We start from the raw sequence: 13,837 nt of genomic DNA, 5'->3' as shown, positions 1-13,837 counted from the left end.
TGTTGAAAGTTAAAAAAGATATATTTACACCTTCAAAAATACACTATGCAAAAAATTACTTTTCTGTTTTCTATATTGTTTTTAGCCTTTTCTTCTTGTGGCGTAAAAACAACACAATCAATGCTTAGCGACGGAAATTATGATGGTGCGATCGATCGCGCGGTTGAAGCGCTTCGCACCAAAAAAGATTCTAAAGGCAAGCAAGATTACGTTTATTTGCTAGAAGAAGCTTTCGCAAAAGCCAAAGATCGTGATCTTCGCGATTTGGAAATGCTAAATAAAGAGAACAATCCTGCCAATGCAGAACGCATTTACAATACCTATTTACAGCTCAATAACCGTCAGGAAAAAATTAGACCGCTTCTTCCGTTGCCTTTACTCAAACAAGGAAAAAATGCTTATTTCCCTTTTGATAATTATTCTACCGAACTTGTAAACAGCAAAAATGCGCTTTCTAAATATTTGTATGAAAACGCTTCTGCTCTTTTGAAATCTAAAAACAAAATGGATTTTAGAAAAGCATACGATGATTTTGCCTATTTAGAAAACATTAATCCAGGTTACAAAGACACTAAAAAACTAATGGATGACGCGCTTTTTAAAGGAACTGATTTCGTAGATGTTTATGCAAAAAATGAAACGAATATGGTGATTCCGAAAACGCTTCAGGAAGATTTATTGGATTTTAAAACCTACGGACTAAATGATAAATGGACAGTTTATCATAGTGCAAAACAGAAAAATGTTACTTACGATTATAGTTTGATTCTTAGCTTTAGACAAATCGCAATTTCGCCAGAACAAGTTAAAGAGAAAGAATTTATAAAAGAAAGACAGGTTAAGGATGGCGTAAAAACACTTTTGGACAGTCGCGGAAGACCTGTAAAAGATAGTTTAGGCAAAGAGATTAAAGTCGATAATTACAAAACACTTCGTGCGACGGTTTACGAATTCAGACAATTTAAATCGTGTCTGGTAACAGCAAAAGTGGATTATATAGATTTAAAAACGAATCAGCTTGCACAGACTTTCCCGATAAGCAGCGAATATATTTTTGAAAACATTTATTCAACTTACAAAGGAAATAGAGGTGCTTGCGAAGATAATTATCTAGCTTATTTTGACAAACGTGCCATCGCGTTTCCGAATAACGAGCAGATGGTGTATGATACAGGTGAAGACCTGAAAGCCAAGCTAAAAGACATCATTGTAAAGAATAAAATTAGACGGTAATTGTATAACACGTTTATAAAGTAAAAGACGCATTTTTGATGCGTCTTTTTTTGTTTAGTTCTTTTCATTTAAAAAAAATCATCTTTTTTAAATTGCGCAACCAAAAAGTTGCGTATATTTGCAACTGATTAGTTGCGAATTTATATTCAAAAAGATGAAAAGAGATATTTTTCAAGCTATTGCCGATCCGACGAGGAGAGCAATATTAGTTTTGATTTCTTCGACTGCCTTGACGCCAAACGCCATTGCAGAGCAGTTTCAAACTACAAGACAAGCGGTTTCTAAACACATTAAAGTACTGAATGAATGTGATTTATTGGAAGAAAAGAAATTGGGCAGAGAAATTTATTATCAGCTCAAAATTGAAAAAATGAAAGAAGTTGATGCATGGCTGGAGCAGTTTAAAGCAATTTGGGAACAGCGTTTTAGCCAGTTAGATCAAGTATTACTAAACTTAAAAGCTAAAGAAGATGAAAACTGATTTATTAATGATTTTTTCTGTCGACAAGGAAAATAAAATGGTACATGTAAAACGTGAATTCGACGCACCATTGTCTAACGTTTGGGCTGCATGGACAGAACCTGAAATTCTAGATTTATGGTGGGCGCCAGCTCCGTTTCAATCTAAAACCAAATCTATGGAGTTTAAAGAAGGCGGAAGACGATTGTATGCAATGGTTGGTCCAGACGGAAAAGAAGGCTGGAGCTACTTTGAATATTCTTCGATTTCTCCTAAAAACAACTTTAAGCACTCTGCCACTTTTTCTGACGCAGAAGGAAATCCGAATTCTGAATTTGGAAGTTCATATTGGGACATTTCTTTTTCGGAAGAAGGCACTTCTACAATTGTTGATATTGTAATTAAACGTGACAGTTTTGAAGAACTGCAAAAAGTAATCGAAATGGGCTTTAAAGAAGGATTTACTTCAGCACTGCAAGGTTTAGATAAAGTCTTAGCAGAGAAATAAAAGCTTTCTTAACCGAATTAACTATTTAACGAACTTTTAAATCTAAAGAAAATGAAATCAAATCTTTTAATGAATTTTACTGTAAATAAAGAAAATAATACTGTAAACGTAAAACGCGAATTCAATGCTTCTCTGCCACAAGTTTGGTCGGCTTGGACAGAACCTCAAATTCTGGATTTGTGGTGGGCGCCAGCTCCGTGGAAATCACAAACGAAAAGCATGAATTTTGAAGAAGGCGGACGAAGATTGTACGCAATGGTTGGTCCAGAAGGTGAAGAACATTGGGCTCTTGCAGATTATACTTCGATAGAACCAAAAACGAATGTAAAATGGCTTGACGCTTTTTGCGATAGTGAAGGAAATTTAAATAATGAATTTCCGCGTTCTGACTGGGATGTTACTTTCTCTGAAAAAGACGGGTCTACTTTTGTTAATGTCGTAATCAAACACGAAAAATTATCGGATCTAGAAATGATTATTCAAATGGGATTCAAAGAAGGCTTTACCATTGCAATGGAAGGCTTGGATGCTATTTTTGCTGCGAAAGCTTAATATTTTTTTTGTAAGATGAGAGATGGGAAATGTTAGATGGGAAATGACGGCTTTTACATCTAACATTTCACATCTAACAATTTACAATTTCTAACCAAGCCACCCTTCTCTATCCAAACTTCTATATTGAATAGCCTCCGCAATATGAGATGAAACAATATTTTCGGAATGATCTAAATCGGCGATGGTTCTCGAAACTTTCAGAATTCTATCGTAGGCTCTGGCAGAAAGATTTAATCGCTCCATGGCAGTTTTAAGCAATTCTTTTGAAGGTTCGTCCAAAACGCAATATTCACGAATTAGTTTACTGCTCATTTGTGCATTGTAATGAACATTTTCGACCGTCTCAAATCGCTTGGTTTGAATTTCTCTCGCGGCTGTAACGCGTTTGCGAATTTCAACACTGCTTTCTGCTTTTCTTTCGTCGGATAATTTCTCAAACGGAACGGGCGTAACTTCAATATGAATATCAATTCTGTCCAATAATGGTCCTGAAATTTTACTCATATAACGTTGCATTTCGTGTGGCGAAGATGTATTTGGCATACTCGGATCATTAAAGAATCCGCTTGGACTTGGATTCATACTTGCCACTAGCATAAAAGATGAAGGATAGGTAATCGTAAACTTAGCGCGCGAAATCGTCACTTCTCGATCTTCAAGAGGCTGACGCATTACTTCTAAAACATCTCGTTTAAATTCTGGCAATTCATCTAAAAACAAAACCCCATTATGTGCCATCGAGATTTCGCCCGGTTGCGGATAACTTCCACCGCCAACAAGTGCCACATTAGAAATAGTATGATGCGGACTCCTAAAAGGCCTTTGATTCATTAATCCGACTTCTTTTAGTTTTCCTGCAACGCTATGAATTTTAGTGGTTTCTAATGCTTCGCGCAAAGTCATTGGCGGTAAAATACTCGGAACTCGTTTTGCCAACATCGTTTTTCCCGCTCCTGGCGGACCAATTAAAATTATGTTATGTCCGCCCGCTGCTGCAATTTCCATACAGCGTTTAATGCTTTCTTGTCCGCGCACATCGGAAAAATCATGTTCCGGAAAATCTAAAGTTTTGTAGAATTCTGCTCTTGTATCGATAACTGTTGGCTCTAGTGTTCCTTTTCCAGAGAAAAAATCAACGATTTCTTTTAGATTTGAAACGCCATAAACATCCAAACCCGCTACAATCGCCGCTTCTTTTACATTTTGAATCGGGAGAAAAAATCCTTTATAACCTTCTTCTTTGGCTTTTATTGCAATAGGTAAAGCGCCTCGAATGGGTTGTAGACTTCCGTCTAAAGAAAGTTCGCCCATAATAATGTACCGTTCAATTTCAGGAGCTTTGATCTGATCTGAACCGACAAGAATTCCCATTGCCAAAGTCAAATCATAAGAGGAACCTTCTTTTCGAAGATCGGCAGGCGCCATGTTGACTGTAATTTTCTTTCCAGGAAAACTGAATCCGTTATTCTTTAAAGCAGCTGCGATTCTAAAACTGCTTTCTTTTATGGCATTATCTGGAAGCCCAACCAAATGATAACCAATTCCTTTATCCATATGCACCTCAACTGTAATTGTTATGGCCTCAACTCCAAAAACGGCACTTCCGTAAACTTTTACTAACATATAATTATATTCATTAATCGTTTTTAAAACTAATGAAAAAATAATTAAATGTAAATATTTTATTACAAATTTTTAAAAATTAAAAAGGCAACTCAATCTGACTTTTAATCTCCTCCACTATCCTACTCAAATCCAAGCAATTTTGATGTGACCAAAGTTTACTTTCAATTTCATTATTCAAAATACAAATTTGGCATTCGATAATTTCATGAGAATATCCTTTTCCAAGAGTTGGCAGGGTGACAACAGCTTCTTTTTCTTCCTTTTTAAATAAAGAATAACCATCGGCAACAAACCATGGCGCATTTAGTTCTATTCTTCCTTCTGTTCCAGAAATTACGGCTTTCATATCAGATTCAGAAACTATAGAAGCATGTAAAACCGATTGCCCTGCTTCGTATTGCAAAATCATCGAAGTCTGCAAATCAATATTGTTTTTATGTTTAATTGCTTTCGCCAAAATCTCTTTCGGATATCCTAATAGTATATAAGAGAGAAATAAAGGATAAACGCCAATATCAAATAATGCTCCGCCGCCTAGGTCATTATCAAAAAGTCTTTTATTTTCTGTTTCACTTCCGTGAAAGGCAAAATCGGCTTTTATATAATTTAAGTTTCCAATTGCTCCTTTATTGATTTTCTCCAAAACATCTTGAACTGACGGAATAAATCGCGTCCAAAAAGCTTCCATAAAAAATTTATTGTATTTTCTTGAAGCTTCAACCATTCTTTCGGCATCTTTATAAGATAATGCCATTGGTTTTTCGCATAAAACATGTTTGCCGCTTTCTAAGGCTTTTATAGTCAATTCGGCGTGGGAATTATGAGGAGTTGCGATATAGACAATCTCTACTTCGGAATCTTCAAAAAGCAAATCATAAGAATTATATATTCTTAAAGCATTGTATTTTCCGCCAAATTCCTCTGCTTTAGTAAAATCTCTAGATGCAACCGCCGTCAGTTCAGCATTTTCAATCAATAACAAATCAGACGCAAACTGACTTGCAATATTTCCAAGTCCAACTATTCCCCACTTAATTTTTCTATTTTTCATCTTATATTATAATCATCAAAATTGTTAAAATGATTAAAAAAAATCCTTTACAACCAACTCTAGACGTTTTTTAAACAACAAATATCTATTATCCTACAAAAAATAGCAATCAATTACCCCAAAAATTATCAAAAATGAGAGTAAGTGAAAAAAAAATGTTGTCAAATTGTAAATTTTAAGTTTGTTTTAAGAAATTCACGCAAAATGAAAGGGGTTAAATTTTAAATTTAACAAAAATCAAACATCCAACCCTATTTTTTTAGGGGGTATTAAATGATTTTATACTTTTATAAAAAATTTAAAACTAAATAACTATGCGAAAAATTATTTTAAGTGTGATTCTTATCACGATTTTGGTACTAACCTTTATTTCAAACTTTATCATTGCAGACAACCCAATTCCTGCAGAAGCGGTAAAATTTGATACTGGAGATACTGCCTGGATGATCGTTGCAACTGCTTTTGTATTGCTAATGACACCTGGATTAGGATTTTTCTACGGAGGTATGGTAGGTAAGAAAAACGTAATTAGTACGATGCTTCAAAGTTTTATGGCAATGGTAATTGTTACTATTCTATGGACAGTTGTTGCTTTTGGATTGGCTTTTGGACCAACAATTGGAGGAATTATCGGAGATCCGTCTCAGAATTTATTCTTTGCTGGAGTTGGAACTAACACAGCATGGAGCCTTGCACCAACAATTCCATTTATATTATTCGCATTATTTCAGGCAAAATTCGCCATCATTACTCCTGCATTAATTACAGGTGCTTTTGCAGAGCGTATTCGTTTCTGGGCCTATTTATTGTTCATGGTTTTATTCATCATTTTAATATACGCTCCTCTTGCTCATATGACTTGGCACCCTGATGGATATTTCTTCAAAATGGGAGTTCTGGACTTCGCCGGAGGAACAGTAGTGCATATGAGCGCTGGATGGGCTGCTTTGGCTGGAGCAATCTTCTTAGGAAAAAGAAAAGTTCAAAAAGTAAATCCTGCTAGAATTACGTATGTATTATTAGGAACAGGTTTACTTTGGTTCGGATGGTTTGGTTTCAACGCTGGATCTGCTTTAGGAGCAAATGGTCTTGCTGCTCAAGCTTTAGGAACAACTACTGTTGCTGCTGCAGCTGCTGCAATGGCTTGGGTTTTCCTTGACAAAATTTTAGGACACAAATTATCTGCTCTTGGAGCTTGTATTGGAGCTGTTGTAGGTCTTGTTGCTATTACACCTGCTGCTGGTTTCGTAAGTATTCCTCACGCAATCTTCATCGGTTTATTCTCTGCAATTGTAAGTAACATTGTAGTAAGCAAATTCCCTAAAGGAAAAATCGACGATGCTCTAGATGTATTTGCTTGTCACGGTGTTGGCGGTATGGTAGGTATGCTTTTAACTGGAGTTTTCGCTTCAAAAGCAATCAACCCTGCAGTTGGAGATAATCAAGGTTTAATCTTCGGAACTCCAACATTATTCATCAACCAATTAACTGCTTTGGTTATCGTTTCAATCTTTGCTTTCGTAGCTTCTTACGCTTTATTCTTCATCGTTAATAAAATTACTCCTCTAAGAGTTACTGAAGAAAAAGAAGAACTAGGATTAGACATCTCTCAACACGGAGAATTCTTATAAGAATAAATTCCCTTTCTCACATTACTTGATAAATAAAAAAGCACTCTAAATTTGACTTAGAGTGCTTTTTGTTTGAATTAAATTCCCCTTTTATTTATTATAGATTTTTGATTGTAGATTGTAGATTGTAGATTGTAGATTGTAGATTTTAGATTGTAGATTGTAGATTGTAGATTGTAGATTGTAGATTGCAGATTTTAGATTTTAGATTGCAGATTTAATTCTCTTTCATCTTTCATCTTGCATCTTGCATCTTTCATCTTTCATCTTTTCTCTATTTTCTTGCTTCTTGCTTCTTGCTTCTTTTCCCTATCCTCTATTTTCTTTCTTCTTGCTTCTTTTCTCTATTCTCTCTTTACTTAAAATTAGCAATTCCTTCTTTCAGCCATTCTAAATATTCATCAGCGCTTACGTAGCTTATAGTTGGTTTAGATGTATTCATGTTTTTTCCTTCCAAATCTGTAATCACATACAAAGGCTGTGTATTGGTTTTATATTTTGAGATCATAAAGTCTGTCCATTTATCACCTACAGTAATGATTTTATCTCCTGCTGCAGTTGTAAATTGCTCTTCTTTTGGCAGCTCGCGTTTATCATCTACATAAAGCGAAATTAAAACCACATCATTTTTTAGAATTGGCAAAATCGTTGGCTCAGACCAAACGTTGTTTTCCATTTTTCTACAATTCACGCAAGCATAACCTGTAAAATCTAACATAATTGGTTTATTGATTTCTTTCGCATAAGCCAAACCATCTTCATAATCGTGGAAAACCATAATTCCGTGCGGCCCTAATTCAGCTCCTGCTGGAAGTCCTTTTATAGATTCTGCAGAAACAGCTCCATTTCCAGATCCTCCAACTCCAAACGGACTTTCGCTATATTGCGGCGGTGGCGGGAATGCGCTGATTAATTTTAAAGGAGCTCCCCAAAGTCCAGGAATTAAGTACATTGTAAACACAAAAGTCAATAATCCTAAATACAATCTTCCTACTGAAATATGATGCGTTGGACTATCGTGAGGCAATGTAATTTTTCCGAATAAATATAAAGTCAAAGCTCCGAAAATAGCAATCCAGATCGCGATGAAAACTTCTCTTTCTAAGAAATGCAATTGTAAAACCAAATCAGCATTTGATAAGAATTTAAATGCTAATGCCAATTCTAAAAATCCTAAAACAACTTTTACCGTATTTAACCAGCCACCAGATTTTGGCAACGAATTTAACCAACCCGGGAACATCGCAAATAACATAAACGGAAGTGCTAATGCCAATGAGAATCCTAACATTCCAACAATTGGTGCGATTCCTCCATTTGAAGCTGCTTCAACCAATAAAGTTCCAACAATTGGCCCTGTACAAGAGAATGACACAATTGCCAAAGCCAAAGCCATGAATAATATTCCGATTAAACCGCCTTTATCAGCTTGTTGATCGGCTTTATTTGCCCATGAATTCGGAAGCATAATTTCGAAAGCTCCCAAAAATGAAGTAGCAAAAATGATTAAGATCACGAAGAAAATCAAGTTAAACCAAACATCTGTAGATAAAGCGTTTAATGCATCTGCACCAAATATTTTAGTTACAATAAGACCTAAAATTACATAAATAGCAATAATAGAAAATCCGTAGATAATAGCATTTCTAATTCCTTTTGCACGGCTTTTACTTTGTTTCGTAAAGAAACTCACTGTCATCGGAATCATTGGGAAAACGCAAGGTGTTAACAACGCTGCGAATCCAGATAAAAAGGCAATAAAAAAGATGGACCACAAACTTCTTGCAGGTGCTGGCTTAGGAGTTTCTTCTTTAGCTGTTTCTGATGTTTTCTCCACTTTTGACTGAACCGCTTCTTCTTTTTTAACGGTATCAACCGCTAGTCCTACTACTTTTGTTTCATCGGCTTTAGCCTCTGTTACAACAGGAACTTCATCCATCTTAAAGGTTGAAGGAACTGCAATAGAGAATTTATTATTCGAATTGATGCAAACTTCTTTACAAACCTGAAAATCAAAATCGACATCAACCGTTTTTAAGTTTGGGTTTATGATTTTAATTTCTTGCTCAATATGCGCTTTTCCTTCAAAGAAAGTTTCATCTACACCAAAAACATCGTTGAAAGCCGTTCTGGTTTTACCTTCTTTAGCTTTTCCAACTAGTTCGTAGTTTCCTTTCTGATTTTTAAAAGTTATTTCTAAAGCTAAAGGCCCGCCGTCTGGAGTAAACTGGGAATACATATGCCAGTCCTTTTCGATTACAGCATCAAAAATTAAAACAGCGTTGTTTCCTTTTTTCTCAATTTTAGAAGTCCATTTTACTGGCTCTAATATTTGCGCATTACCTTTTGCAAAAGCAAAGAAAAACACGAAAAGTAAAATGGTTTTAGTCCAAACATTTTTTGACAAACTTGTCTGAAGATTTCGAGTAAAGTTCATTATTGTAATTCTATTTTTAGTATTTGATTTGTGGTTTTCTCTATTTTAAAACGTTCGTCCTGTCGTATTCCGACAACCCAGACTATTTCATTTTCAGAACATAAAATCCAAGTTTTTTCTTTTTCGATCAATGATAATTTTTCGTCTTTAAAAAGTTTGCTCACTTTTTTAGATTTTCCTCTCATTCCAAAAGGCTGAAAAACATCTCCTTCTTTCCATTTACGCAAAACCAATGGAAAGCGGATTTTATCGGAATCAACAAATATAACCTTATTTGAACCGAATGTTGTGTGACCTACGTTACAAAGACTCATTTTTAAGGGAAAATTAACTTCTGTATCGTTTTCACTAATTTCGTATTTTTCGTTTTCTGGCATTCCTGAAAACGGACTTAAAATAAGCGTTTCTCTATTTTTCAACAATCTAAACTCTTCTGAAAGAACTTGTTTACCCGATTGCCCTTCGACCAAATCGTAAATATCATTCCATGCCGAAAAACCAAATTCATTCAGCCATTGGTACAAATACGATTTATAATTAGGAAGTTTTTTTAATTTATTTAAATCGAAATGAATATCATCACCTGCTTCTTTTGCCACCTGCTGATATACCATGATCGATGCATCTTCGACCATTTCTTTTGATTCTTGAAGAAATGACTGCGTTTTCTGAAAAGCATCCAGAAAATTAGGATTAATTTCTTTTAAAACTGGAACTAAATTATGACGGATTTTATTTCGCAAATATTTAGTCGAAGCATTACTGCTGTCTTCACGCCATTCGATTTTATTCTCCTCCGCATATTTCGAAATTTCATCTCTAGAAAAAGGCAGAAGCGGACGAATAATTTTATCGTTTTGTTCTGGAATTCCAGTCAAGCCTTCTAATCCTGTTCCGCGCGTTAGATTGATAATGAAAGTTTCTAAATTATCGTCGGCATGATGTGCGGTTAGAATATAATCAAAGTTTTCCTCTTCCAAAAGTTCGTAAAACCAACTGTAACGAAGTTCTCTTGCCGCTACTTGAGTCGAAAGTTTATAATCTTTAGCGAAAGCTTCGGTATCAAAATGAGTGGTGAAAATCGGGATATTATTCTGATCGCAATAGTTTTGAATAAATTCTTGATCCCCAAAACTTTCTAATCCGCGGAGTTGAAAATTGCAATGCAAAACTGCAATTTTGTAAGGCAGTTTATTTAATAAATGCAGCAAAACCATACTGTCTAATCCACCGCTTACAGCCAGAAAAAGCTTTTTTTCTGCTAAAAAAGGAAATCTTGAAACGATATGATTTTGAAATTTTGAAAACATTTGATAAATGTAAAAAATTAAACGCTATATATTTTTAAATGAAATGTTAAGCGTGAGAAATATTTTTTTGCCCCGAATTATTTTTTTATGCTGATGGCGAATATTTTCTTTGCCACGAATTACACAAATTTCCACGAATTATTTCTCTAACTAAATAGCCACAGATTAAAGGATTAAAATGATTAAAATCTGTGAGAATCATTTTAACCTGTGGCTAAAAATATGCGTTATGATTATAAAAAATAATTCGTGGCTCGAGCGATATCGAACAGTCGAAGCAAATTCGTGGCGAAAAAAATTACCGCAAAACTTCGTGCATTGCTTTTGCTTTTAGCAGGCATTCTTCGTATTCTTTCTCTGGAATGGATTGCGACGTAATAGCGCTTCCTACTGAAAAAGAAACGTATTTATTTTCTTGATTGTATAAAATACTTCTAATTACGACATTAAAATCAAAATCGCCTTCGGGTGTAAAATAACCAACTGCCCCACTGTATAATCCTCTTTTGGTTTCTTCTAGATTTTCCACAATTTCCATTACTGAAATTTTTGGAGCTCCCGTCATACTTCCCATCGGGAATGTTGTTTTTAAAACATCAACTGCAGAATATTGCGAATCTAATTTTGAGGTTATCGTAGAAATCATTTGGTGCACTTGCAAAAACGAATAAATTCCGCAAAGCTCTTCTACTACAACCGAACCTTTTTGTGCGGTATGCGACAAATCATTTCGAACCAAATCGGTTATCATGATATTTTCTGCGCGCTCTTTTGCATCAGAAGCTAAAATATTTTTTGAGTTTTCGTCTTCAATTGCATCAGAAAAACGCTTAGAAGTTCCTTTAATGGGTTGCGAAATAATCTTATCTCCTTCTTTTTTCAAATAGCGTTCTGGCGAAGCTGAAAGCAAATAGTGTTTATAGTTTTTAAAGAAAACAGAAAAAGGCGGTTGAGAAATCTCATTCAGCTTCTGGAACTTTTCTAACGGATTGATAACGGCATTTTCAGCATAAAATTCCATACAGAAATTCCCCTCGTACATATCTCCAATATGAATATGCTCCAGCATTTTATTTACTTTTTGAACATATAAATCTTTAGAAATGCGTTGTTTAATATCTAAAGGTTCCATACTTTGGACTTTGGACTTTGAACTTTGGACTATTTCTTCAAAATCCTCTTCAACTTCATCGTCACAAAGCATTAAATATTGGATTTCTAGTTCGTTGTCTTTTAAAATAAAAATCTTTTTAGGCTGAAAGAAGAACAAATCAGGAAAACCTAATCCGTCAAAATTGTTGGATTCAAGTTTTTCGGTATCATTCTTTAAATCATAAGAAAGGTATCCAAAAAGCCAGTCTTTTGTATTCTGCTGATACTGTTTTAAATCTTCAAAAGCATTGTAATAATCTGTTTGTAAAGAAGTAAAAGCATCTACTGCCAATATACAGTCAAAATTGGAATACTGCTGCGGATAAGAATTGCTGTCTAAAAAAACAACTTCTCGAAATTGCTGCGCCCAACTTAAAAGCTGCTCCTTAAACAGTTTCGGATTGGCAATATTTTTATGAATGGAAACTCTCAAAAATGGTAATTTTAAAGGTCAAAATTACGACAAAATTCTGTCATTAGCGGAAAGCGAAAAAAATAATCAAACTATTTGAATTACATTGCAAAACTGTTAAAAAGACATTCTTTTTATAAGAAAAAATTCGTTATATTTGATATACAATTAGATTAATCCCAAAACAGCATTAATTTGATTATGTTATCCTCAAAAAAGAACCTCAAAAAAATTAATTTGCGATTCTCATATGAGCTTTTAGATTGCATCTTTTCCAATAACTTAATTCTATTTTTTAACCTTAAAAAATCCTAAGTATTATGAAAATTGCCACTATTATTGTCCGCGTTTTAATTGGCCTTTTGCTGCTTTTTGCCTCAATCAGTTATTTTTTCCACCTTATGCCAGAGCCTGAAACTACAGGAAATTTCAAAGCATTTAATGTAGGCTTAATGGCTTCGACGTATTTAATGCCAATGGCAAAATCTATCGAATTACTGTGTGGAATCGCATTTGTAACTGGGCGTTACGTAACTTTAGCAAACATCTTGATCTTACCGATTACGGTAAATATTTTGTTTATCAATTATTTTTTGACTCCCGATGGTCTGCCTATTGCAGCGCTTCTTTTTCTAGGAAATTTATTTTTGATTTACAGATACTGGGATAATTACAAAAGTGTTTTTACCGCATAAATCATTTTTAAAAGAAAACAAAAAAGGCCCGTCAGTTCCGAAGTCTCGGAATTCTGACGGGCTTTTTAATTTAATTTGTTTTGTCATGTTTCACCCAAACCAAATCGGTTACATTATATCCAATTTCTTGGGCTTTGATAAGAAAATCTGCTTTGATGCTTTCTGGAATTGTTTTTTCTCTAGAAAGTATCCACATGTATTTTAAACTTTCTCCGGCCACGAGTGCGTATTTATAATCTGAATCGATTGCTACGACATTGTAACCAGAATAAAAAGGACCAAAAAATGAGACTTTCAGCATACCAATATTGTCTTTTTTGACAAATCTAGCTTTCCCGACACTTTGTTCCCATTTGTCTTTTTTGACATTATAGCCCTTATTATCGACTTTTATAGTTTTATCTTCGTTTAAAGAATACTCGGCAGTTACATTGTCCAAATCTCTTTCCCATTTGTAATCTAATCTGGCAATTTCATACCATTTTCCGAGATATCTTTTGCTGTCAAAGTTGGTAACAGCTTGCGCGTTTTTAGGAATTCCACCACCACAAGAGTACAATGTGATTGCAATCCCCGCCCCAATTAAAACCGGAACAATATATTTAGTTTTCATAATACTATCTTTTTAATTATCATAAAGATACCACCAGAAATCTACATCTAATTTACAAAATTATTTTTGATTATTATATTATATGAAGCTTAATAATACCACAAAAAAAACCGTCCCGTCAAAACTGACGGGACGGTTTTATAATATTTTTAAA

General features: G+C 34.5%; 12 protein-coding genes. 6 read left to right on the top strand and 6 right to left on the bottom strand.

The window, feature by feature from the left end; genetic code table 11:
- Positions 1–45 precede the first annotated feature (45 nt).
- The 4 genes from ABTV69_RS11290 (at position 46) to ABTV69_RS11275 (ending at position 2,753) form a co-directional block, all read left to right on the top strand.
- Entirely contained in the window at positions 46–1,233 is a 1,188-nt protein-coding gene (locus ABTV69_RS11290; protein WP_433836390.1) for a hypothetical protein, read from the top strand.
- Between the two features lie 154 nt (positions 1,234–1,387).
- Positions 1,388–1,714: an ArsR/SmtB family transcription factor gene (locus ABTV69_RS11285; RefSeq protein ID WP_433836388.1), complete on the top strand. Its 327-nt coding sequence runs from the start codon at positions 1,388–1,390 to the stop codon at positions 1,712–1,714.
- On the top strand, positions 1,704–2,201 hold the full coding sequence (locus tag ABTV69_RS11280; protein ID WP_433836386.1) for an SRPBCC family protein: 498 nt from the start codon (positions 1,704–1,706) through the stop codon (positions 2,199–2,201). The genes ABTV69_RS11285 and ABTV69_RS11280 overlap by 11 nt, the downstream gene beginning before the upstream one ends.
- 51 nt (positions 2,202–2,252) lie before the next feature.
- A complete protein-coding gene (locus ABTV69_RS11275) occupies positions 2,253–2,753 on the top strand; it encodes an SRPBCC family protein (RefSeq protein WP_433836384.1) in 501 nt (166 codons plus the stop codon).
- Between the two features lie 90 nt (positions 2,754–2,843).
- Here the strand turns inward: ABTV69_RS11275 and ABTV69_RS11270 are convergent, their stop codons facing one another.
- Both ABTV69_RS11270 and ABTV69_RS11265 read right to left on the bottom strand, forming a co-directional pair.
- Positions 2,844–4,379, bottom strand: coding sequence for a YifB family Mg chelatase-like AAA ATPase (locus tag ABTV69_RS11270; RefSeq protein ID WP_433836382.1), 1,536 nt, complete (start codon positions 4,377–4,379; stop codon positions 2,844–2,846).
- Between the two features lie 79 nt (positions 4,380–4,458).
- Positions 4,459–5,433 (bottom strand): Gfo/Idh/MocA family protein, encoded by a 975-nt coding sequence (locus ABTV69_RS11265; protein ID WP_433836380.1) that lies wholly within the window; start codon positions 5,431–5,433, stop codon positions 4,459–4,461.
- 314 nt (positions 5,434–5,747) lie between these two features.
- Here ABTV69_RS11265 and ABTV69_RS11260 point away from each other — a divergent pair, with 314 nt between their 5' ends.
- The gene (locus ABTV69_RS11260) at positions 5,748–7,064 is read left to right on the top strand and encodes an ammonium transporter (protein ID WP_433836378.1); all 1,317 of its coding nucleotides are present in this window, start codon (positions 5,748–5,750) and stop codon (positions 7,062–7,064) included.
- 355 nt (positions 7,065–7,419) lie between these two features.
- Here ABTV69_RS11260 and ABTV69_RS11255 read toward each other — a convergent pair whose 3' ends face one another.
- The 3 genes from ABTV69_RS11255 to ABTV69_RS11245 form a co-directional block, all read right to left on the bottom strand.
- Positions 7,420–9,501, bottom strand: a complete 2,082-nt coding sequence (locus tag ABTV69_RS11255; protein WP_433836376.1) for a cytochrome c biogenesis protein CcdA — start codon at positions 9,499–9,501, stop codon at positions 7,420–7,422.
- Complete coding sequence (tilS, locus tag ABTV69_RS11250) at positions 9,501–10,811, bottom strand: tRNA lysidine(34) synthetase TilS (protein WP_433836374.1); 1,311 nt, start codon at positions 10,809–10,811, stop codon at positions 9,501–9,503. Before tilS ends, ABTV69_RS11255 begins: the two co-directional genes overlap by 1 nt.
- A 298-nt stretch (positions 10,812–11,109) precedes the next feature.
- Positions 11,110–12,396, bottom strand: coding sequence for an anthranilate synthase component I family protein (locus tag ABTV69_RS11245; RefSeq protein ID WP_433836372.1), 1,287 nt, complete (start codon positions 12,394–12,396; stop codon positions 11,110–11,112).
- Between the two features lie 299 nt (positions 12,397–12,695).
- Here ABTV69_RS11245 and ABTV69_RS11240 point away from each other — a divergent pair, with 299 nt between their 5' ends.
- The gene (locus ABTV69_RS11240) at positions 12,696–13,070 is read left to right on the top strand and encodes a DoxX family membrane protein (RefSeq protein ID WP_433836370.1); all 375 of its coding nucleotides are present in this window, start codon (positions 12,696–12,698) and stop codon (positions 13,068–13,070) included.
- 70 nt (positions 13,071–13,140) lie between these two features.
- Here ABTV69_RS11240 and ABTV69_RS11235 read toward each other — a convergent pair whose 3' ends face one another.
- Entirely contained in the window at positions 13,141–13,683 is a 543-nt protein-coding gene (locus tag ABTV69_RS11235; protein ID WP_433836368.1) for a lipocalin family protein, read from the bottom strand.
- Between the last annotated feature and the right edge of the window lie 154 nt (positions 13,684–13,837).

Origin of the sequence: Flavobacterium anhuiense (genome assembly GCF_050990855.1) — a bacterium.
GTDB lineage: Bacteria > Bacteroidota > Bacteroidia > Flavobacteriales > Flavobacteriaceae > Flavobacterium > Flavobacterium anhuiense_C.
This window is presented reverse-complemented; position numbering and strand designations above follow the sequence as displayed.